We start from the raw sequence: 21,401 nt of genomic DNA on the forward strand, positions 1-21,401 counted from the left end.
TCAGCCGGGGAGGAATGCGCGGACGGTGTCGATCGTGTCGGCCTCTGCCGGGGGCTTGTCGTCGCGATAGCGGATCACGCGGGCGAAGCGCAGGGCGACGCCACCGGGGTATCGGGTCGACCTTTGCACGCCGTCGAACGCGATCTCGACAACTTGCTCGGGCTGGACCGTGACGACATAGCCGTCGTCGCCCGTCTGCAGGTCGCGGAACCGCTCGGTCTGCCACGCGAGGATCTCGTCGGTCATGCCCTTGAACGTCTTTCCGAGCATGACGAACTGATCGCCGTCGCGAGCGCCGAGGTGGATGTTGGACAGCCAACCGCTGCGCCGGCCGGAACCACGCTCGACCGCCAGCACGACCAGGTCGAGCGTGTGGACGGGCTTGACCTTGACCCAGTTGGCACCCCGCCGACCAGCGGCATAGGTCGCTGTCAGGCTCTTGACGACCACGCCCTCGTGCCCGGACGCCAGCACCTGGGCGGCGAACGCCTCGGCCTCGGCCGGGTCGGCGGTGACGATGCGCCGGACGCGGTATGCCTCAGGGACCACGGACTCGAGCGCGGCGAGACGGTCAGCGGTCGGCGCGTCGACGAGGTCACGACCGTCGAGGTGGAGGACGTCGAAGAACGCAGGAGTCAGCACGACCTTGCCGGCCGCCGTCGTGCGGGACGCAGTCTCCTGGAACGGGCGGGGGCGGCCGTCGGGGCCGAGGGCGAGGACCTCGCCGTCGAGCACGACGTCGCGGCAGGGCAGCGTACGGGCGAGAGCGACGAGGTCGGGGTGGCGGTCGGTCACGTCGTCGAGGGATCGCGTGACCACGAGGACGTCATCGCCGCGACGATGCACCTGGACGCGAATGCCGTCGAGCTTGGTGTCGATCGCCACCTCACCGCCGCCGGCCTTGGCCATGGCCGCCTCGACGGTGGGGGCGGTCGAGGCCAGCATCGGCAGCACCGGCCGGCCCACCTCGAGCGTGAACAACGCAAGGGCATCCACACCCTCGGTCAGGGCGGCGACCGCGATGTCGATCGTGGAGCCGGCCATCATCGCGGCTCGTCGGACGGCCGCAACCGGTATGCCGCCGGCCAGGGCGAGTCCTTCCTGCACCAGCGAGTCGAGCGCACCCTGACGGACCTCGCCCGTGACGATGCCACGCAGCCACCGCTGCTCGTCAGCCGTGGCGCGGGCGAACAGGCTGCGCGTCGCATCGGCGCGAGCGACCTGCGAGCCTGCCCCGGCAAGTGCGGCGATGCGTTCGAACTCGGCGTCGACCTCCGCGACTTCGAGGGTGGCGGCTTCCGCCGGCTCGGGCAGGTCCTGCAGCGACCGCCAGCCCAGCCCCGTGCGGCGTGGGCGCAGAGCTCCCGCGAGATAGGACGTGACGACCGGGATGACGTCGACACCCTCATCGGCGGCCCGACCCAGCAGGTCGGCGATCGCGGCGGCCTTGGCCGTTCGTGAACGTGTGGCGGCGACGGCTGTGGACGTGGCGACGACGTCGGCAAGCAGCATGCACCCATCATCGGCGCCGCCACCGACACCGCAAGGCGACGTTCCGCTGAGGAGTCACTCCCATCGCACTGAGGAGTCACTCCGAGTGACTCCTCACGGCACCGTGAGTGACTCCTCACCGTACTTAGGGTTGACATGACTTTAAGGGGCGCACTACAGTGACCTTAGAGTCAACTCAACCTTAAGTACGACTGAGAGCCGGAAGGACCCAGCCCGTGACGATGCAGTCGGCGATCGACCAGCGGGTCTCCCTCGCGGTCTCGACCGTGATCTTCGCGCTCCGGCCGCACCCCGAGAGCGGACTCATGACGCTGTGGCTGCCCCTCGTGCGCCGCATCCGCGAGCCCTACGAGGGCCAGTGGGCCCTGCCCGGCGGACCGCTCGAGGCCGACGAGGACCTCGCGGCCAGCGCCCGCCACACCCTCGAACGTACGACCGGGCTCACCCCCAACTACCTCGAGCAGCTCTACGCCTTCGGCAGCCTCGACCGGTCGCCCGACGACCGGGTCGTGTCGATCGTCTACTGGGCGCTCGTGCAGCCCGACGAAGTCGCCCGCGCGGTCGACGGCGAGAACGTCGAGTGGTTCGTCGCCGACGAGCTGCCCCCGCTGGCGTTCGACCACACCGAGATCGTCGACTACGCCCTCGCCCGGCTGCGCGCCAAGATCACCTACACCCCGATCGCGCACGCGTTCCTGCCGCTCGAGTTCACCCTCGCCGAGCTGCGCGCGGTGCACGAAGCCGTCCTGCGTACGCATCTCGACCCGGCCAACTTCCGCCGTCAGGCGCTGGCCAGCAAGACCCTCGTCCCCACGGGCACCTGCCTGCAGGGCACGAGCCACCGACCACCGGCCCTGTTCCGTTTTGAGGCAGGACCCCCGTCACACGCCCCTGAGGAGCGCAGATGACCACCTCCATCAACGACCTGATTGTCGCGGCACCCGACACCAGCTGCGATGTCGAGCTGGCCAAGGGCCCGTGGGAGTTCGACACGTTCCCCGGATACGGCCCCGGCGCGTCCGAGAACGACGTCATCCCCGAGCCGGTCGTACGACCCGGACAGCTGCCTGCCGAGTACCAGCGCATGACGGACGACGAGCTGCACGCCCGCATCCGCGCCGCCAAGGACAAGCTGGGCAGCCGCCTCGTGATCCTCGGCCACTTCTACCAGCGCGACGAGGTCATCCAGTACGCCGACTTCGTCGGTGACTCGTTCCAGCTCGCCAACGCGGCGCTGACCAAGCCCGACTCCGACACCATCGTGTTCTGCGGCGTGCACTTCATGGCCGAGACCGCCGACATCCTGGCCCGTCCCGAGCAGCACGTGATCCTGCCCAACCTCGCCGCCGGCTGCTCGATGGCCGACATGGCCGACGAGGACTCGGTCGAGGCGTGCTGGGAGGACCTCATGGCCGTCTACGGCGAGGAGCCCGACGCCGACGGCAAGCAGCCGGTCATCCCGGTGACCTACATGAACTCCTCGGCCGCACTCAAGGCGTTCTGCGGTCGTCACGGTGGCATCGTCTGCACGTCGTCCAACGCCGCGACGGTCCTCGAATGGGCCTTCGAACGTGGTCAGCGCGTGCTGTTCTTCCCCGACCAGCACCTCGGCCGCAACACCGCCAAGGCCATGGGCATCCCGCTCGAGCAGATGCCGATGTGGAGCCCGCGCAAGGAGCTCGGCGGCAACACCGTCGAAGAGCTCAACGACGCCAAGGTCATCCTCTGGCACGGCTTCTGCTCGGTGCACAAGCGCTTCTCGGTCGCCCAGATCGAGAAGGCGCGTGCCGAGTTCCCTGGCGTCAAGGTCATCGTCCACCCCGAGAGCCCGATGCCCGTCGTCGACGCGGCGGACGCCGCCGGCTCGACCGACGCGATCCGCAAGTACGTCATCGCGTCCGAGCCGGGTGACGTCATCGCGATCGGCACCGAGGTCAACATGGTCAACCGGCTCGCCGCCGAGTTCCCCGACCGGACGATCTTCTGCCTCGATCCCGTCGTGTGCCCGTGCTCCACGATGTACCGCATCCACCCCGGCTACCTCGCCTGGACGCTCGACGGCCTCGTCGCCGGAGAGCTCCGCAACGAGATCGTCGTGCCCGACGACATTGCCACCGACGCCAAGGTCGCGCTCGAGCGCATGCTCGCGGCGCTCCCGAAGTAAGGACATCGCCATGCGCAAGAGCATCATCGTCGTCGGCAGCGGGGTGGCCGGCATGACCGCGGCGCTCGAAGCCGCCGACGCGTACGACGTCACGCTGTTCACCAAGGCCGACCTCGCCCAGAGCAACACGCGCTATGCGCAGGGCGGCGTTGCCGTGGTGATCGACGCGATGAGCGATCCGGGCGCGCCGCACCTCGGCGACACGATCGAGTCGCACGTCGGCGACACGCTGGTCGCCGGTGCCGGGCTCAGCGACGAGGACACCGTGCGCATCCTGTGCGCCGAGGGCCCCGAGGCGATCGATGAGCTCATCGCCCGCGGCGTGCCGTTCGACCGCCACGACGGCGAGCTGTCCCACGGGCTCGAGGCCGCGCACACCTACGCCCGCATCCTGCACGCCGGGGGAGACGCCACCGGGGCCGGCATCGCGTACGCCCTGATCGATCGTCTCCGCGAGAGCACCGTGACGATCCGCGAGCGTACGACCGTGGTCGACGTGATCGTCGAGGCGGGCCAGGCCGTTGGCGTACGCCTGCTCGACGGCGAGGACGTGCGGGCCGACTCCGTGATCCTCGCGACCGGGGGCGCCGGCCAGCTGTTCCCCTACACGACCAACCCCGAGGTGGCGACCGCCGACGGTCTCGGCATGGCGCTGCGGGCCGGCGCTGTCGCCGCGGACCTGGAGTTCTACCAGTTCCACCCGACGTCGCTCGACGCTCCCGGCAACTTCCTGATCTCCGAAGCCGTACGCGGTGAGGGCGCGACCCTGATCGACGTCGACGGCAAGCGCTTCATGCTCGACGTGCACCCCGACGCGGAGCTCGCACCCCGCGATGTCGTCGCGAGAGGCATCGCCGCGCAGATGGCCAAACAGCCGGGCATCCCCGTACGCCTCGACGCCACCGCGCTCGGCGCGGAGTTCCTCGCCAAGCGGTTCCCCAACATCGATGCTGCATGCCGCGCGCAGGGCTTCGACTGGGGCGAGGTGCCGATCCCGGTGACGCCAGCTGCGCACTACTACATGGGCGGCATCCGCACCGACGAGTGGGGACGCACCTCGATCCCCGGCCTCTACGCCGTCGGCGAAGCCGCGTGCAACGGGTTGCACGGCGCCAACCGGCTCGCGTCCAACTCGCTGCTCGAAGGCGCTGTCTATGGCACGCGGGTCATCGAAGGGCTCAACGACCCGGCGCCGCTCGCCGAGTTCGACTCCGATTGGACCGCACCGATCGCGCTCGACCTCGCCGACGATCCCGACGGCGACGACGTCAACCGCAGCGACCTGCAGCAGCTCATGTGGGACGCCGCCGGCCTGTCGCGCAACGGCGAGGACCTCGAGCGTGCCCTCGCGACGCTCAGCGAGTGGCGGGCACCCGTGGCCACGGACGCCAAGTCGGCCGAGGACGCCAACCTGCTCGTCGTGGCGCGCGCTGTCGTCGCAAGTGCGATGGCACGCCGTGAATCGCGGGGCGGCCACTACCGCACTGACTTCCCCGAGAGCGATCCCGCTCAGGCCAAGCACTCCTCGATCGCGCCGCAGCATGCTTGAGCGCAGGCAGATCCAGCGCGTCGTCGACATGGCGCTCGACGAGGACGCGCCGTTCGGCGACCTGACGTCGCAGACCCTCGTACCTGCGACGGCCGTGGCCCGCGCCGACCTGGTGGCGCGCGAACCGGGTGTGTTCGCGGGCGCCGAGGTGTTCGAGATCGCGATGACGACGCTCGACCCGACGGTCAAGGTCACGCTCGAGGCCGCCGACGGTGACCGGTTCGACGCCGGCGCCGTGCTCGCTCATGTCGAGGGGTCCGCGCGGGCGGTCCTGCAGGCCGAGCGGGTCGCACTCAACCTCGTGCAGCGCATGACGGGCATCGCGACACTCACCGCGACGTACGTCGACGCGGTCGCCGGCACCCAGGCGCGGGTCGTCGACACCCGCAAGACGACTCCGGGGCTCCGCGCCCTCGAGCGCCACGCCGTACGCTGCGGCGGCGGCCACAACCACCGCTACTCGCTGTCCGACGCCGTGATGGCCAAGGACAACCACCTCGCGGTCATCCCCGACATCACCGCTGCGCTGCGGCAGGCCAAGGCCGATCTGCCGCACACGACGCACATCGAGGTCGAGGTCGACCGGCTCGAGCAGCTCGACGCGGTGCTCGACTCCGGCGCAGCCGGCACGATCATGCTCGACAACTTCAGCCTGGACGACCTGCGGGCCGGGGTCGCCGAGATCGCCGGCCGGGCCCTCGTCGAGGCCAGCGGCGGCATCACGCTCGACACCATCGCGGACGTCGCGCGTACGGGCGTCGACGTCATCTCGGTCGGCGCGCTGACGCACAGCGTGCGCGCACTCGACCTGGGTCTCGACATCTCCGTCTCATGATCTATCTCGACGAGGCCGCCACCACTCCGCTCAAGCGGGAGGTTCTAGAGGCGATGTGGCCCTACTTCGGGCCTGACTTCGGCAACCCGTCGAGCCACCACGAGGTCGGCGAGTCGGCCAGCCGGGCGCTCGAGCAGGCGCGCGCCGACGTGGCGCAGGCACTCGGCGCCCGGGCCTCGGAGATCACCTTCACCTCCGGCGGCACTGAGTCCGACAACGCCGCGATCAAGGGCATCGCCCTCGCGGCTCCGCGCGGCAAGCACGTCATCGTGTCGTCGATCGAGCATCCCGCGGTGCTCGAGTCGGCGGAGTTCCTCGGCCGCCTGGGCTACGAGGTGACGATCCTCGACGTCGACCACGACGGCATGGTGCAGCCGGCCGCGCTGGCTGCCGCCCTCCGCGACGACACGACGCTCGTGAGCGTCCAGTACGCCAACAACGAGGTCGGCACCGTCCAGCAGATCGAGACCCTGTCGAGACTCGCCGCCGACCAGGGCGTGCCGTTCCACACCGACGCCGTGCAGGCCGCCGGGTGGCTCGACCTCGACGTCGAGCGGCTGGGCGTGCAGGCGATGAGCATCTCGGGGCACAAGGTCGGCGCGCCCAAGGGCATCGGCGTCCTCCACGTCAGGCGCGGCACCCGCTTCGAGCCGCTGATCCATGGCGGGGGACAGGAGTCGGGTCGGCGCTCCGGCACCGAGAACGTCGCGGCGGCGGTCGGCATGGCCACCGCGCTTCGGCTGGCCGGTGGCGACAACGACGAGACCGTCGCCCGTCGGGACGCGTTCATCGACCGGGTGCTGGCCGACGTGCCCGGAGCTGAGCTCACAGGGCACCGCAACCACCGGCTGCCCGGCAGCGCGTCGTTCGTGTTCCCCGGCACCAACGGCGAGACGATCCTGCTCGAGCTCGAGGCGCGCGGCATCGTGTGCTCGAGCGGCTCGGCGTGCGCCGCGGGCAGCGACGAGCCGTCGCACGTGCTCACCGCGATGGGCTACGACGGCCCGGTCGCCCAGACCGCGGTGCGGTTCACCTTCGGGCGTACGACGACAGCTGAGGACCTCGACACCGCCGCGACCGAGCTCACGCGCGCCGTCGCGGCAGTGTCGTCGCTCGGCTAGAGCGCCAGTCCGCCGTAGACGTACGTGCCGGGCTGCGACGGGTTGGGGATGAGGCTGACGGTGTCGCCGACGCGGGGGATCTGCAGCTTGGAGACGAGGGTCTGCATCTCGATGACCTGGCCGCTCTCCAGCGTCGCGGTGAGGTTGACGACAGGGTCGTAGTTGATGAGCTGGCCTGTGTCACTGAGAGCCGTGACCTTGGCCGGCACGCCCGGGATGCCAGACGCGGCGATCGCGGCCGATGCCTGTGCGTCACGAGCGGCGTCGAGGCCCTGGCCGAACTTGGCCATCGTGTCGGCGCCCATGAATCCCTTGGCCAGCTTGCCCGTCAGCCCTTTGCCGCCGACGATCTTCTCGGCCTGCTGCATCGCGTCTTCGGTGCGCTCTTCGTCGCTTCGCTTGTCTTTTCCGAACAGTCCCATGGTGAATCCTTGTCTTGGGGTGACTTCGGCTCAGACTAGCGCCGGAAACATGTACGGTGCACCGATTTTCGGCGACCGGGAGGTGATCGTCGGGCGCCGGTGGATGCAAGGCGTCAGTCCTTGGACTTGGCGGCGGACGGATCGGGGTCCTGTGCCTCGACGTGGAGCGTCATCTTCCGCAGCAGGCGGTTGATCGTGGCGCGCTCCTTGGCGCTGAGCACGTCCACCATCTGCTGCTCCTGCGAGCCGCGAAGGGCCATCGCGCGGCGCCAGATGTCGGCGCCGGCCTTGGTGATCTCGACGACGACGCGGCGGCGGTCGTCGGGCGCGACGGTGCGCTGCACCCAGCCGGCCTGCTCGAGCTTGTCGAGCCGGCCGGTCATGCCCGCGCCCGAGATGCCCAGCTCGTCGGCGAGGTCGGTGGGGGAGGCGGTGCCGGGGGTGTCGCGGATCATCAGCGAGTGCAGCGTGTCGTACTCGAAGTCCTGCAGCCCGGTCTCGGTGACGGCGCGCTGCTTCGTGCCCTTGAGGTAGCGCTGCAGCCGGCCGATGCGCACCACCACGCCCTCGACGTCGTCGTCGAACGGGACGTCGACCCAGTGATCGCGCCACCTGGCGACGTGCCTGTCGGTCCAGTCGGTCTCGGCCATGACGTGATGGTATCGCGAGCGGCGGCAAAGTAGTTTGTTGACGAATAGTTCGCTGACGAATTACCTTGTACGCATGAACGCTCGACTCGCCCTCAGCAGCGGTCCGCTCGCGCATGCGGACTATCGCTACCTGGTCTCCGGTGCCACCGTCAGTGCGCTGGGCAACGCCATCACACCGGTGGCTCTGGCGTTCGCGGTGCTCGACCTCGGAGGATCGGCAACGGACCTCGGCCTCGTGGTCTCGGCATTCGCGGCTGCGGAGGTGCTGACCGTCCTCGCCGGGGGCGTCCTCGGCGATCGGCTGCCGCGCCAGCTCATGCTGCAAGGGTCGGCGGCCGCCGCGGCGGTGTTCCAGGCGTTGATCGCGGTCGCGCTCATCGCCGGCTGGGCAACGATCCCGTTGCTCGCCGTCGGGGGCGTCCTCAACGGCTGCCTGGGTGCCCTCAGCGGCCCTTCGTCCTCGGCGCTGACCCGGCAGACCGTACCGGCCGATGAGCTGGCCAAGGCTGTCGCCATACGTCGTCTGGCGCAGAACGGCTCCATGGTGATCGGCTTCTCCGGCGCCGGTTCGCTCGTCGCCGCGTTCGGGTCGGGATGGGCGATCGCGGTCGACGCGGCAACGTTCGCTGTCGCCGCACTGTGCTTCGGGCTGATCCGCGTGCCACGAGCGGTCCATCTGGACAAGGCGCCGTCCCTCATCGGTGACCTGCGGGCAGGCGCTGCCGAGGTGTTCCGCCACACGTGGCTCTGGCTGTTGATCGGTCAGGCGCTGCTCTACCACCTGTTCTACGGGGGAGTGCAGGGCGTGCTCGGCCCGATCGTGGTCGGCGACTCGCTGGGTCGCTCGGCGTGGGGCTGGGCACTCGGGGCGCTGATGCTGGGATTCATCATCGGCGGCCTCCTGACGCTGCGGTGGCGACCCCGACGGGGGCTGTTCGTCGGCACCGCGCTGCTGGCCCTGACCGCGGCGTTCCCTCTGGCGATGGCGCTGTCCGACCACCTGCCGTTGCTGCTGCTCGGCGCCTTCCTGCACGGCTTCGGGCTCGAGATCTTCAGCGTCAACTGGGACCTGTCGATCCAGCAGAACATTCCCGAGGACAAGCTCGCCCGGATCTATTCGTTCGACATCGTCGGGTCGTACGTCGCTCGCCCGCTCGGCCTCGTCGTCACCGGACCGATCGCCACGGTGGTGGGCTTCGACCGTTGGCTCCTGGTCGTCGCCGCTGTCATGGGCGGCTCGGCTCTGCTGTCCCTGATGTCCCCGGCCGTACGCCGCCTGGAACGACGCTCCGAGGTCGCGGCGATGGTCTGACTCTCAGGCGACGACGGCGTCGCCGATCGCCAGTGCCTCGTCGATGATCGCCAGGCCGCGGCGGGCCTCGTCGTCGCTGATGATGCACGGCGGTACGACGTGGATGCGGTTGAAGTTGGCGAACGGCAGCATGCCGGCCTTCTTGCACGCGGCGATGATGTCGTTCATCGCCGGACTGCTGCCGCCGTAAGGCGCGAGCGGCTCACGAGTCTCCGGGTCGGCAACGAGCTCGATGGCCCAGAACGCGCCGAGGCCGCGCACCTCGCCGACGCAGGCGTGCCGGTCGGCGATCTCGGCGAGGCCTGGTCCGAAGACGTCGGTGCCCAGGCGCGCCGCGTTCTCGACGATGCCCTCTTCGGCCATCGTGGTGATCGTGGCGACGGCGGCGGCCGCGGCCAGGGGGTGGCCGGAGTAGGTCAGCCCGCCCGGGTAGGCGCGGTGCGCGAACGTCTCGACGATCGCCTCGCTGATGATGACGCCGCCGAGCGGCACGTAGCCGGAGTTGACCCCCTTGGCGAACGTGATGAGGTCCGGCACGACGTCGAAGTGGTCGATCGCGAACCAGGCGCCCGTACGTCCGAAACCGCTCATGACCTCGTCGGCGATCAGCATGATGCCGTGCTCGTCGCAGAGCTGACGCACGCCGGCGAGGTAGCCCGGCGGCGGCACCATGATGCCGGCGGTGCCCGGGATCGTCTCGAGGATGATGGCGGCGATCGTCGCGGGTCCCTCGTTGCGGATCACGTGGTCGAGGTGCTGCAAGGCGCGCTCGCACTCCTCGGCCTCGGTCGTCGCGTGGAACTCCGAGCGGTAGAGGAACGGCCCGAAGAAGTGCACCGTGCCGGTCGACGCGGTGTCGCTGGCCCAGCGGCGCGGATCACCCGTCACGTTGATCGCGGTCTGCGTGCCACCGTGGTACGACCGGTAGGTCGACAGGACCTTGTGCCGGCCGGTGTGCAGGCGGGCCATGCGGATCGCGTGCTCGTTGGCGTCGGCGCCGCCGTTGGTGAAGAACACCCGCTCCATGCCGTCCGGAGCGCGCTCGGCGATGAGCCGGGCGGCCTCCGAGCGAGCTGCGTTGGCGAGCGGCGGGCCGATCGTGCACAGCGTGGCGGCCTGCTCCTGGATCGCCGCGACGACCTTGGGGTGCTGGTGCCCGATGTTGGTGAACACGAGCTGGCTCGAGAAGTCGAGGTAGCGCGTGCCGTCCTCGTCCCACACCTCGCTGCCGGATGCGCCGGCGATGACCATGGGGGAGAGCTCGGCCTGCGCGGACCAGGAGTGGAACACGTGGGCGCGGTCGAGGTCGTACGTCCTGCTCATGCCGCTACCTCCATCAAGAAACAACGGTACGGAGGCAGCGGCATGGACCCTGCCTCATGATTCGCTCGCTGGCGCTCGCTCATGCGGTCTCCATCAACTCGGTCGGGAGGGTCAATCGTGCGTGGGGAAGGCGAGCTCGAGGCCGCCGGTCGGTGAGACCGCCGGATCGGCCCAGCGGCTCGTGATCACCTTGCCACGCGTGAAGAAGTGGATGCCCTCGACGCCGTGCGCGTGCGTGTCGCCGAACAGCGAGTTCTTCCAGCCGCCGAACGAGTAGTAGGCCATCGGGACGGGGATCGGCACGTTGACGCCGATCATGCCGACCTCGACGTCGACCTCGAACTTGCGGGCGGCGCCGCCGTTGTTGGTGAAGATCGCGACGCCGTTGCCGTACGGGTTGGCGTTGATCAGCTCGACCGCCTCGTCGTACGTCTCGGCGCGGACGACGCTGAGCACGGGGCCGAAGATCTCCTCGGTGTAGATGCTCATGTCGGGCGTGACGTGGTCGAACAGGGTCGGGCCGAGCCAGAAGCCGTTGTCCTCGCCGTCGACGGGCGACTCGCGACCGTCGATCACGAGCTTGGCGCCGGCGGCGTCGCCGGCCTCGACGAACGAGGCGACGCGGTCGCGATGCGCCAGCGTGACGAGCGGGCCCATGTCGGTGCCACGCGTGCCGTCGCCGATGCGCAGGGTCTTGGTGCGCGACGCGATCCGGTCGACCAGGTCGTCGGCGATCGGGCCGACGGCGACGACGACGCTGATCGCCATGCAGCGCTCGCCGGCGGAGCCGTATCCGGCGTTGACCGCGGCGTCGGCCGCGAGGTCGAGGTCGGCGTCGGGCAGCACCAGCATGTGGTTCTTGGCGCCGCCGAGGGCCTGCACGCGCTTGCCGGCCTGGCTGGCGCGCTCGAAGACGTAGCGGGCGATCGGGGTCGAGCCGACGAAGCTGATCGACTTGACGTCAGGGGAGTCCAGGAGCGCGTCGACGGCGACCTTGTCGCCCTGGAGGACGTTGAACACGCCGTCGGGCAGCCCGGCCTCCTTCCACAGCTCAGCGGTCCACAGCACCGCCGACGGGTCCTTCTCGCTGGGCTTGACGACAACGGTGTTGCCCGCGCCGATCGCGATCGGGTAGAACCACATCGGCACCATGGCCGGGAAGTTGAACGGGCTGATGATGCCGACGACACCGAGCGGCTGGCGCTTGGAGTGCAGGTCGACGCCGGTCGAGACGCCCTCGGAGTGCGAGCCCTTGAGCAGGTGCGGCATGCCGCACGCGAACTCGACGACCTCGAGCCCACGGGAGACCTCGCCAAGCGCGTCCGAGAGCACCTTGCCGTGCTCGGACGTGATGATCGCGGCGAGCTCTTCCTTGCGCTCGTTGAGCAGCTCGCGGAAGCGGAACAGCACCTTGGTGCGGGTCGTCAGCGACGCTGCGGCCCAGCCAGGCGCGGCAGCCTTGGCCGCGGCGATGACGCGCGCGGCGTCGGCCTCGTCGGCGAAGGCGACCTGTGCGGTGACCTCGCCGGTGGCCGGGTTGGTCACGTCGCCGAAGCGTCCGGAGCCGCCGATGTGGATGCTGTTGTCGAGCCAGTGCCCGATCGTGGTCTTCTCGGTCATGGTCCTGATCCTCCGCCTCGGAGGGGGCGCGGGGCAATGGACGAAGTGTCGCCGAATCTCTCGTACGCCTTACACAATGTCAACTAGACTCCGCGGATGATCCCCACGATCCGCTCGATCCTCGCCGGCCCTGCTGTGCAGGCGGGGGAGCCCGAGGTGCTGACCGGCGCCGCCCGCCTCGATCGCCCCGTGCGCTGGGTGCACGTCAGCGAGGTGCGCGAGGTCGCCGACCTGCTCGAGGGCGATGAGCTGCTGCTGTCCACCGGCCTGGCGATGCGCGGCGCGGCAGGGGAAGCCGTGGACTACGTCTCGGCGCTGATCGAGGCCGGGGCGGCCGGCCTGATCGTCGAGCTCGGCGAGCACCTGCCCGCCGTGCCGCCAGCCGTGCTCGACCTGGCCCGCGACCGCGACTTCCCCCTCGTCGTGCTGCACCGACAGGCACGATTCGTGCTGATCACCGAGGAGGTCCATCGCGGCATCGTCGCGGACCGCTTCGACTTCGTACGCTTCGCGCAGGATGTGCACGAGACGTTCACGGGGCTGAGCCTCGACGGTGCCGGCGTCGACGAGCTCGTACGCGCTGGTGCCGAGATGGCCGGGTCGTCGATGGTGCTCGAGGACCTCAACCGTCGCGTCGTCGCGTTCCACGCGCTTGGCCGGCCGGCCGAGGGACTGCTCGCGGACTGGGAGCGTCGGTCGCGGCTGTGCCCCCGGCGCGAGGGCACCGGCCTCGCTGGGCTCGAAGGCTGGTTGACGACCGGTGTCGGCACACATGGGCACGAGTGGGGTCGGTTGGTCGTCCCCAACCCGACCGCCGATCAGCAACGCCTCGGCATGCTCATCGAGCGGGTGGCCCAGGCGGTCGAGCTGTCCCGCATGATCGAGCGCGACCAGCAGTCGGTGCAGCTGCAGGCGCAGGGTGGCTTCCTCACCGAGCTGCTGGAGGGTCGTTTGGCCGACGGGCCCACTGCGCTGACCCGCGCACGAGCGCTCGGCCTGACCCCGGGCACCGCATACGTGGGCGCTGCCGTCCAGGTCGACGTGCCCTCCGGTGAGGCCGCGACGAGGCATCGCGCCCAACGCCGGCTCGGTGAACGCGTCACGAGGGCGTTGACCGCGTCGCGGCAGTCGGCGATCGCCGGTGTCCTCGGCGACGACCAGATCGTGCTGCTGCTCTCGGTGCCGGCCCGTACGTCGGACGATGTGGTCCTGAAGGCGTTCGCCGAGGCCATGCGGGCCGATCCCGGCCACGACCCGGTGACGATCGGTGTCGGCAGCGCCGAGCCGGAGCTGCTCTCCACCGGTCGCTCGCTGCGGACCGCCCAGCACGCGGCGCGCGTCGCGCACGAGGCGCTCGCCGCCGGCCCGGCGTACTTCCGGCAGTCCGACATCCGGCTGCACGGTCTCATCGCTCAGCTGCACGACGACCCACGGGTCCAGGCCTTCGTCGAGGCCGAGCTCGACCCGCTGCTGGCGTACGAGGCGCGGCACGGAGGCGGACTGCTCGACCTGTTGCGCCAGTTCCTCGCCGCGGGTGGCAACAAGTCGCGCCTGGCGCGGACCGCTCATCGCAGCCGGCCGGCGCTCTACGCCAAGCTCGCCCAGATCGAGAACGTGCTCGGCGTACGCCTCGACGATCCCTCGTCGCAGCTGTCCCTCGGCGTCGCGATGCTCGCGCACGACCACGCTCGCTGAGCCCCGGAGCACGTTCATACGATCGTTACAAAGAATCACCTTCGTGAAACGTTTGTGCCATTGAATGTCTGGACGGGCCGCCGCCACGTGCTTAGAGTGAGCGCCTTACGACGGTCTGTGATCTGGACCACAAGCGAGAGGGAAGCCAAGTGACGGTCATCAGAGCCGCGATCACGCAGACGACGTGGACGGGCGACAAGGAGTCGATGCTCGACAAGCACGAGCAGTTCGCACGCGACGCCAAGGCCGACGGGGCGCAGGTCATCTGCTTCCAGGAGCTGTTTTACGGGCCCTACTTCGGCATCACCGAGGACAAGAAGTACTACCGCTACGCCGAGCCGGCCGACGGTCCCATCGTGCAGCGCTTCGCGGCGCTCGCCAAGGAGCTGTCGATGGTCATGATCCTGCCGATCTACGAGGAGGACATCACCGGCGTCTACTACAACACCTCGGTGATCGTCGAGGCTGACGGCACGATCCTCGGCAAGTACCGCAAGCACCATCTCCCGCACCTCGACCGGTTCTGGGAGAAGTTCTACTTCCGTCCCGGCAACCTCGGCTACCCGGTCTTCGACACGTCGGTCGGCAAGATCGGCATGTACATCTGTTACGACCGGCACTTCCCCGAGGGCTGGCGCGAGCTCGGTCTCAACGGCGCCCACATGGTCTTCAACCCCAACGCCACCAAGCCGGGCCTGAGCAACCGCCTGTGGGAGGTCGAGGGCCCGTGCGCGGCCGTCGCCAACGGCTACTTCGTGCTCCAACCCAACCGGGTCGGCCGGGAGGACAACGAGTACGGCGAGCTCGCGGTCGACTTCTACGGCACGAGCCAGGTCATCGACCCGCGTGGCAACTTCGTCGGTGAGCGGGGCTCGGGCACCGACGAGGAGATCCTGGTCCGCGACCTCGAGATGGACATGGTGCAGGAGATGCGCGACGACTGGCAGTTCTATCGCGACCGTCGGCCCGACTCCTACACCTTGATCGCGAAGCCGTGATGTCGACAGGCTCAACCAGCGGAGGTACAGCGTGACAACCACACTCATCACCGGCGGGACGGTCGTCACCGCGACCGGGCGTTCGGCAGCCGACGTGCTGGTCGACGGCGAGGTCATCGTCGCCGTGCTCGCGCCCGGATCCACGCTGCTGGGCAGCGACCTCGCGCGCACCGTTGACACCGTGATCGATGCGACCGGCAAGTACGTCATCCCCGGCGGCATCGACGCGCACACCCACATGGAGCTGCCGTTCGGCGGCACCGCGGCGTCCGACACGTTCGAGACCGGCACCCGCGCCGCCGCGTGGGGTGGCACGACGATGATCATCGACTTCGCCGTGCAGACGTACGGGCAGCAGGTCATGGACGGGCTCGCGACGTGGCACGACAAGGCGCGCGGCAACTGTGCGATCGACTACGGCTTCCACCAGATCATCGGCGACGTCAACGCCGACTCGCTCAAGGCGATGGACGGCCTGGTCGACGAGGGCATCACGAGCTTCAAGCTGTTCATGGCCTATCCCGGGGTGTTCTACTCCGACGACGCGCAGATCCTGCGGGCCATGCAGACGTCGGCCGAGACCGGGCTCATGACGATGATGCACGCCGAGAACGGGCCCGCGATCGACGTGCTCGTCGAGCAGCTGTTGGCCCAGGGCAAGACCGATCCCTACTACCACGGCATCGCCCGTGCGTGGCAGATGGAGGAGGAGGCGACGCACCGCGCGATCATGCTCGCCAACCTCACCGGCGCGCCGCTCTACGTCGTGCACGTCAGCGCCAAGCAGGCCGTCGAACAGCTCGCCGCGGCCCGCGACAACGGGCAGAACGTGTTCGGTGAGACGTGCCCGCAGTACCTCTACCTGTCGCTCGAGGAGCAGCTCGGCGCGCCGGGCTTCGAGGGCGCCAAGTGGGTGTGCTCGACACCGCTGCGGTCCCGTGCGGAGGGCCATCAGGACCACATGTGGCAGAGCCTGCGGACCAACGACATCCAGATGGTGTCGACCGACCACTGCCCGTTCTGCATGAAGGACCAGAAGGAGCTCGGCCTCGGCGACTTCTCCAAGATCCCCAACGGCATCGGCTCGGTCGAGCACCGCATGGACCTCATGTACCAAGGCGTCGTCACCGGCCAGATCACGCTCGAGCGGTGGGTCGAGATCACCTCGACGACACCGGCGCGGATGTTCGGCCTCTACGGCAAGAAGGGCGTCATCGCGCCCGGTGCCGACGCCGACATCGTGATCTACGACCCCAACGGCCACACGTCGATCGGCTACGACAAGACACACCACATGAACATGGACCACTCCGCGTGGGAGGGCTTCGAGATCGACGGGCACGTCGACACGGTCATGTCGCGCGGCACGGTCGTCGTGGACGACAACGCGTACGTCGGCACCAAGGGCCATGGCCAGTTCGTCAAGCGCGACCTGTCCCAGTACCTCATCTAGCAGAAGGCTGACCATGGATTTCGGAGTCGTCCTCCAGACCAACCCGCCCGCGTGGCGCACCGTGCAGCTCGCGAAGCTCTCCGAGGCGCACGGCTTCGACTACGTGTGGACGTTCGACAGCCACATCCTGTGGCAGGAGCCGTACGTCATCTACAGCGCGATCCTCGCCGAGACCAAGCGGATCATCGTCGGCCCGATGGTGACCAACCCGGCGACGCGTGACTGGACCGTCACGGCGTCGGTGTTCGCGACGCTCAACGAGATGTACGGCAACCGCACGGTCTGCGGCATCGGCCGGGGTGACTCGGCCGTACGCGTGACGAACGGCAAGCCGTCGACGCTCAAGGAGGTCCGCGAGGCGACGCACGTGATCCGCGAGCTCGGCAGCGGCCGCGCCGTCGACTACAAGGGCTCGACCCTGCGGTTCCCGTGGACGACCACCACGTCGCTCGAGGTGTGGATCGCGGCGTACGGGCCGCTGGCGCTCAAGGCGGCCGGCGAGGTCGGGGACGGGTTCATCCTGCAGCTCGCCGACGTCGACATCACGAAGTGGATGATCCAGACCGTCCGCGATGCCGCGGCCAACGTCGGCCGTGATCCCGACTCTCTGGAGTTCTGCATCGCCGCGCCGATGTACGTCGGCGACGACTGGGCGCACATGCGCGAGCAGTGCCGCTGGTTCGGCGGCATGGTCGGCAACCACGTCGCCGACATCGTCGAGAAGTACGGCGCCGACGGCTCGGTGCCGCAGGCGCTGACCGACTACATCAAGGGTCGTGAGGGCTACGACTACAACGAGCACGGTCGCGCCGGCAACAGCCACGCGGAGTTCGTGCCCGACGAGATCGTCGACCGGTTCTGCCTCCTCGGCACCGTCGAGGACCACGTCGCCAAGCTCAAGGCACTCCAGGAGGTCGGCGTCACGCAGTTCGCGGGCTACCTCCAGCACGACAACAAGGAGGAGACCCTCCGGGTCTATGGCGAGTCGATCATTCCGCAGATCCGCGAGCACGTGACGGCCAAGGCCTAGTCATGAGTCGACGTACCGCGCCTCTGGGGCGCTTGGCTCTCGGTGCCCTGGGCATCGCCGCGGTGATCGCGGTGTGGGAGGGCTACAAGGCGGTCGCCCCCGACACGGGCGTCGTCGTCGGCGGGACGACGGTACTACCGCGCTCGTCCGACATCGCGATGCCTCACGTCTGGGACATGTTCTCGAGGCTGTCCGACCCGGTCATCGGCACGATCGGCGACACGATGTGGCAGACCGTGCTCGACGCCGGGCTGTTCACGCTCCGGATCGCGGCGTTCGGCTGGATCATCGGTGTCGTCGTCGGCTTCGCCCTCGCCCTGGTCATGCAGCGGTTCACGATCGCGGAGGCTGCCGTGCTGCCGTGGATCGTGCTGAGCCAGACCGTGCCGCTCATCGCGATCGCCCCGCTCGTACGCCGTTGGGGCTCGCAGATCACGATCGGCGGGTTCGAGTGGCAGAGCGAGCACTCCGTCGCCGTCATCGCGGCCTACCTCGCCTTCTTCCCGGTCGCCGTCGGGGTGCTGCGCGGCCTCAAGGCGCCGGATGCGACCCACGTCGACCTCATGCACACGTACGGCATCGGCTGGTGGCGCACGCTGGTCAGCCTGCGGCTGCCGGCCAGCGTGCCGTTCCTGCTCCCGGCGCTGCGCCTCGCTGCGGCGTCGGCGGTCATCGGCACGGTCGTCGCCGAGGTCTCGATCGGCCTGCGCGGTGGTGTGGGTCGCCTGATCATCGAGTACGCCCAGTCCGCCAGCAGCGACCCGGCCAAGCCTTGGGCGCCGATCTTCGCGGCGATCGCCGTCGGCCTGGTGGCCGCCGCGTTCGTCGGCCTGCTCGGCCTCGCCCTCAAGCCCTACCGACGTTCGGAGATCCCAGCGTGAACGACATCAAGCCAGCAGTGGAAGTCCGTGCGGTCAGTCGTACGTTCGGGGGTCGCAAGGGCGCGTCCGTCACGGCTCTCGAGTCGGTCGACCTCAGCGTCGCGCCGGGGGAGTTCGTGTCGCTGATCGGCCCCAGCGGCTGCGGCAAGAGCACGCTGCTGCGGCTCATCGCCGACCTCGACACCCCGACCTCCGGCGAGCTCAGCGTTTTCGGCAAGCCGGCCCGCCAGGCGCGCGTCGACCAGGACTACGGCATCGCGTTCCAGCAGGCCGGTCTGCTGCCGTGGAAGACCGTGACCGGCAACATCGAGCTGCCACTGGCGCTGCACGGTGCTGGCCGTTCGGAGCGCCGCGCGCGGGTGTCCGAGCTGCTCGAGCTGATCGGCCTGACCGACTTCGCCGGGCACTATCCCGACCAGCTGTCGGGCGGCATGCAGCAACGCGTCGCGATCGCCCGGGCACTCGCCGAGAGCCCCAAGCTGCTGCTGATGGACGAGCCGTTCGGCGCCCTCGACGAGATGACCCGTGAGCGCATGCAGAACGAGCTCGTCCGCATCTGCGCGGAGACCCAGGCCGCGGTCGTGTTCGTGACGCACTCGATCCCCGAGGCGGTGTTCCTGTCCGACCGCGTCGTCGTGATGTCACCGCGTCCGGGCCGGATCACCGACGTCATCGACGTCAGCCTGGGCGGCCCGGCCGAGCGCGACGACTCCCTTCGCGAGGACGAGGCGTTCTTCCGTGGCGTCGCGAAGGTGCGCGAGGCACTCCACGGCGTACCCGTCGCCGGTGCGCGAGGGGTCGACACCCGATGAGCGCGACGACGGCCACGATCCCCGAGCGGGCGTTGGCGCGAGGATCGGCCTATCGCACGGTCGTCGCGCCGATCGTCCTCGGCGTCGCGATGCTCGGGCTGTGGCAGGGCGTCGTCGACGGCTTCGGCATCGAGCAGTACATCGTGCCGACCCCGACCGACATCTGGCACGAGATCACCGACAACCTCGGCTCGATCGTCGACGGCTCGGTCAGCACAGGCCTCAACGCGCTGATCGGGCTCGTCGTCGGCGCGCTGGTCGGCATCCTCGGCGCGATCATCGCCGGTGTGTGGCGCATCTTCGACACGATCGTGGCGCCGCTCGTCGCGGCCCTCGCGGTCATGCCGATCGTCGCGCTGGCGCCGGTGCTCTACACGATGTACGGCGCCGACAAGGAGACCGCGCGCCAGATCGTTGCCGCGGTCGCGGTCATCGTGCCGGTCTACATCAACACGCTGCGCGGCCTGCGCCAGGTGCGCCCGGTGCACCGCGACCTCATGCGGGTCTATGCGGCGTCCGCCCGCCAGCAACAGCTCGCGGTCACGCTGCCGACCGCCGCGCCATACGTCTTCACGGGCCTGCGGGTCGCCTCGTCGCTCGCGGTCATCTCGGCACTCATCGCGGAGTACTTCGGCGGTCCGATCGGTGGCCTCGGCAAGTCGATCACCTCGTCGGCGGCCAGCAGCAACTACGCCCTCGCCTGGGCGTACGTCTTCGGCGCGATCGTGCTCGGCCTCGTGTTCTACTGCGCGGCACTCGCGGTCGAGATGTTCTTCACGCGACATCGTTCGACCCCCTGATCGTCCGCCCGTGACCCACGGGCGGCCTGCAGCACCACCAACAAGGAGAATCGATGAAGCGCAACATGCGGAAGTGGGCAAGGGTCGCCGCCATGGTGGCTGCGGCATCGCTGGTCCTGAGCGCCTGCGGGGGCGGGAGCGACAGTGACGGCGACTCGGCGAGCGGTGACCTGAAGCAGGTCAAGCTCCAGCTGCAATGGGTGCCCCAGGCACAGTTCGCGGGCTACTACGCGGCCGTCGCCAAGGGCTATTACAAGGACGAGGGGCTCGACGTCCAGATCGTCGAGGGCGGCGCCGACATCGTGCCGCAGGACGTGCTGTCCGCCGGCGACGTGGACTACGCGATCTCGTGGGTCCCCAAGGTCCTGGGCTCGATCGAGAAGGGCGCCAAGATCACCGACGTCGCCCAGATCTTCGAGCGCAGCGCGACGACGCAGATCTCGTTCAAGGACAAGAACATCACGAGCCCGGCGGACCTCAAGGGCAAGAAGGTCGGCAGCTGGGGCTTCGGCAACGAGTGGGAGCTCTTCGCCGGCATGCAGAAGGCCGGCGTGGGCGTCAAGGACGTCAAGCTCGTGCAGCAGGCGTTCGACATGAACGGCTTCCTGGCCGGTGACATCGACGCCGCCCAGGCCATGACCTACAACGAGTACGCCCAGGTGCTGGAGACCAAGAACCCCAAGACCGGCAAGCTCTACACGCCCGAGGACCTCAACGTCATCGACTGGAACGACGTCGGCACGGCGATGCTCCAGGACGCGATCTGGGCGCAGACCGACAAGCTGAAGGACAAGGCGTACGCGGACCAGACGACCAAGTTCATCAAGGCGTCGATCAAGGGTTGGGTCTACGCCCGGGACAACCCGGAGGAAGCCGCCAAGATCGTCACGGCTGCGGGCTCGCAGCTCGGCGAGAGCCACCAGCTGTGGATGACCAACGAGGTCAACAAGCTGATCTGGCCCTCGACGCACGGCATCGGCGTGGTCGACGACGCGGCCTGGAAGCAGACCGTCGACATCGCTCTCGGCACCAAGAACGAGACCGGCGCGACGATCATCTCCAAGGCGCCCCCGGCGTCGGCGTACTCCAACACGTACGTGGAGGCCGCGCTCAAGGAGCTCAAGGCCGAAGGGGTCGACGTCGACGGCAAGGACTACAAGCCGATCGACGTGACGCTCAAGGAGGGCGGCAAGTAGCCGTCAGCACCTGATCACGACCGGCGTC

At 69.1% G+C, this 21,401-nt stretch carries 19 protein-coding genes; 14 read left to right on the forward strand and 5 right to left on the reverse strand.

Features of this window, described 5'->3' with window-relative positions; genetic code table 11:
• Complete coding sequence (locus ESP70_RS11495; protein ID WP_149689389.1) at nucleotides 1-1,512, reverse strand: ATP-dependent DNA ligase; 1,512 nt, start codon at nucleotides 1,510-1,512, stop codon at nucleotides 1-3.
• 221 nt (nucleotides 1,513-1,733) lie between these two features.
• Here ESP70_RS11495 and ESP70_RS11500 point away from each other — a divergent pair, with 221 nt between their 5' ends.
• From ESP70_RS11500 to ESP70_RS11520, 5 genes are read left to right on the forward strand one after another with little or no spacing between them, the layout of a single operon-like run.
• Nucleotides 1,734-2,420, forward strand: a complete 687-nt coding sequence (locus tag ESP70_RS11500) for an NUDIX hydrolase (protein WP_149689768.1) — start codon at nucleotides 1,734-1,736, stop codon at nucleotides 2,418-2,420.
• Complete coding sequence (gene nadA, locus ESP70_RS11505; protein WP_149689390.1) at nucleotides 2,417-3,676, forward strand: quinolinate synthase NadA; 1,260 nt, start codon at nucleotides 2,417-2,419, stop codon at nucleotides 3,674-3,676. Before ESP70_RS11500 ends, nadA begins: the two co-directional genes overlap by 4 nt.
• A gap of 10 nt (nucleotides 3,677-3,686) precedes the next feature.
• Nucleotides 3,687-5,225: an L-aspartate oxidase gene (gene nadB / locus ESP70_RS11510; RefSeq protein WP_149689391.1), complete on the forward strand. Its 1,539-nt coding sequence runs from the start codon at nucleotides 3,687-3,689 to the stop codon at nucleotides 5,223-5,225.
• Nucleotides 5,218-6,060: a carboxylating nicotinate-nucleotide diphosphorylase gene (nadC, locus tag ESP70_RS11515; protein ID WP_149689392.1), complete on the forward strand. Its 843-nt coding sequence runs from the start codon at nucleotides 5,218-5,220 to the stop codon at nucleotides 6,058-6,060. Before nadB ends, nadC begins: the two co-directional genes overlap by 8 nt.
• On the forward strand, nucleotides 6,057-7,181 hold the full coding sequence (locus tag ESP70_RS11520) for a cysteine desulfurase family protein (RefSeq protein ID WP_149689393.1): 1,125 nt from the start codon (nucleotides 6,057-6,059) through the stop codon (nucleotides 7,179-7,181). Before nadC ends, ESP70_RS11520 begins: the two co-directional genes overlap by 4 nt.
• Here the strand turns inward: ESP70_RS11520 and ESP70_RS11525 are convergent.
• Both ESP70_RS11525 and ESP70_RS11530 read right to left on the reverse strand, forming a co-directional pair.
• Nucleotides 7,178-7,603 (reverse strand): hypothetical protein, encoded by a 426-nt coding sequence (locus ESP70_RS11525; RefSeq protein WP_149689394.1) that lies wholly within the window; start codon nucleotides 7,601-7,603, stop codon nucleotides 7,178-7,180. The genes ESP70_RS11520 and ESP70_RS11525 overlap by 4 nt on opposite strands.
• Before the next feature lie 113 nt (nucleotides 7,604-7,716).
• The gene (locus tag ESP70_RS11530; protein WP_149689395.1) at nucleotides 7,717-8,253 is read right to left on the reverse strand and encodes a MarR family winged helix-turn-helix transcriptional regulator; all 537 of its coding nucleotides are present in this window, start codon (nucleotides 8,251-8,253) and stop codon (nucleotides 7,717-7,719) included.
• 73 nt (nucleotides 8,254-8,326) lie between these two features.
• On the opposite strand from ESP70_RS11530, the gene ESP70_RS11535 reads away from it, so the two are divergent.
• A complete protein-coding gene (locus ESP70_RS11535; RefSeq protein ID WP_149689396.1) occupies nucleotides 8,327-9,565 on the forward strand; it encodes an MFS transporter in 1,239 nt (412 codons plus the stop codon).
• A gap of 3 nt (nucleotides 9,566-9,568) precedes the next feature.
• On the opposite strand, the gene ESP70_RS11540 is transcribed toward ESP70_RS11535, so the two are convergent.
• Both ESP70_RS11540 and ESP70_RS11545 read right to left on the reverse strand, forming a co-directional pair.
• Nucleotides 9,569-10,888: an aspartate aminotransferase family protein gene (locus ESP70_RS11540; protein ID WP_149689397.1), complete on the reverse strand. Its 1,320-nt coding sequence runs from the start codon at nucleotides 10,886-10,888 to the stop codon at nucleotides 9,569-9,571.
• Nucleotides 10,889-10,999: 111 nt separating this feature from the next.
• A complete protein-coding gene (locus tag ESP70_RS11545; protein WP_149689398.1) occupies nucleotides 11,000-12,508 on the reverse strand; it encodes a CoA-acylating methylmalonate-semialdehyde dehydrogenase in 1,509 nt (502 codons plus the stop codon).
• 96 nt (nucleotides 12,509-12,604) lie between these two features.
• Between ESP70_RS11545 and ESP70_RS11550 the strand changes: the two genes are divergently transcribed.
• The 8 genes from ESP70_RS11550 (at nucleotide 12,605) to ESP70_RS11585 (ending at nucleotide 21,373) form a co-directional block, all read left to right on the forward strand.
• Nucleotides 12,605-14,203 (forward strand): PucR family transcriptional regulator, encoded by a 1,599-nt coding sequence (locus ESP70_RS11550; protein ID WP_149689399.1) that lies wholly within the window; start codon nucleotides 12,605-12,607, stop codon nucleotides 14,201-14,203.
• A 149-nt stretch (nucleotides 14,204-14,352) separates the two neighbouring features.
• Entirely contained in the window at nucleotides 14,353-15,201 is an 849-nt protein-coding gene (locus ESP70_RS11555) for a nitrilase-related carbon-nitrogen hydrolase (protein WP_149689400.1), read from the forward strand.
• A gap of 31 nt (nucleotides 15,202-15,232) precedes the next feature.
• On the forward strand, nucleotides 15,233-16,654 hold the full coding sequence (gene hydA / locus ESP70_RS11560) for a dihydropyrimidinase (RefSeq protein WP_149689401.1): 1,422 nt from the start codon (nucleotides 15,233-15,235) through the stop codon (nucleotides 16,652-16,654).
• 13 nt (nucleotides 16,655-16,667) lie between these two features.
• Entirely contained in the window at nucleotides 16,668-17,684 is a 1,017-nt protein-coding gene (locus ESP70_RS11565; RefSeq protein ID WP_149689402.1) for a TIGR03842 family LLM class F420-dependent oxidoreductase, read from the forward strand.
• Nucleotides 17,685-17,686: 2 nt separating this feature from the next.
• Nucleotides 17,687-18,565 (forward strand): ABC transporter permease, encoded by an 879-nt coding sequence (locus tag ESP70_RS11570; protein WP_149689403.1) that lies wholly within the window; start codon nucleotides 17,687-17,689, stop codon nucleotides 18,563-18,565.
• Entirely contained in the window at nucleotides 18,562-19,377 is an 816-nt protein-coding gene (locus ESP70_RS11575; RefSeq protein WP_149689404.1) for an ABC transporter ATP-binding protein, read from the forward strand. The genes ESP70_RS11570 and ESP70_RS11575 overlap by 4 nt, the downstream gene beginning before the upstream one ends.
• Nucleotides 19,374-20,177: an ABC transporter permease gene (locus tag ESP70_RS11580; RefSeq protein WP_149689405.1), complete on the forward strand. Its 804-nt coding sequence runs from the start codon at nucleotides 19,374-19,376 to the stop codon at nucleotides 20,175-20,177. Before ESP70_RS11575 ends, ESP70_RS11580 begins: the two co-directional genes overlap by 4 nt.
• A 53-nt stretch (nucleotides 20,178-20,230) precedes the next feature.
• Nucleotides 20,231-21,373: an ABC transporter substrate-binding protein gene (locus tag ESP70_RS11585; RefSeq protein ID WP_149689406.1), complete on the forward strand. Its 1,143-nt coding sequence runs from the start codon at nucleotides 20,231-20,233 to the stop codon at nucleotides 21,371-21,373.
• The last annotated feature ends 28 nt before the right edge of the window (nucleotides 21,374-21,401 follow it).

Origin of the sequence: Aeromicrobium ginsengisoli (assembly GCF_004134905.2) — a bacterium.
GTDB classification, from domain to species: domain Bacteria; phylum Actinomycetota; class Actinomycetes; order Propionibacteriales; family Nocardioidaceae; genus Aeromicrobium; species Aeromicrobium ginsengisoli.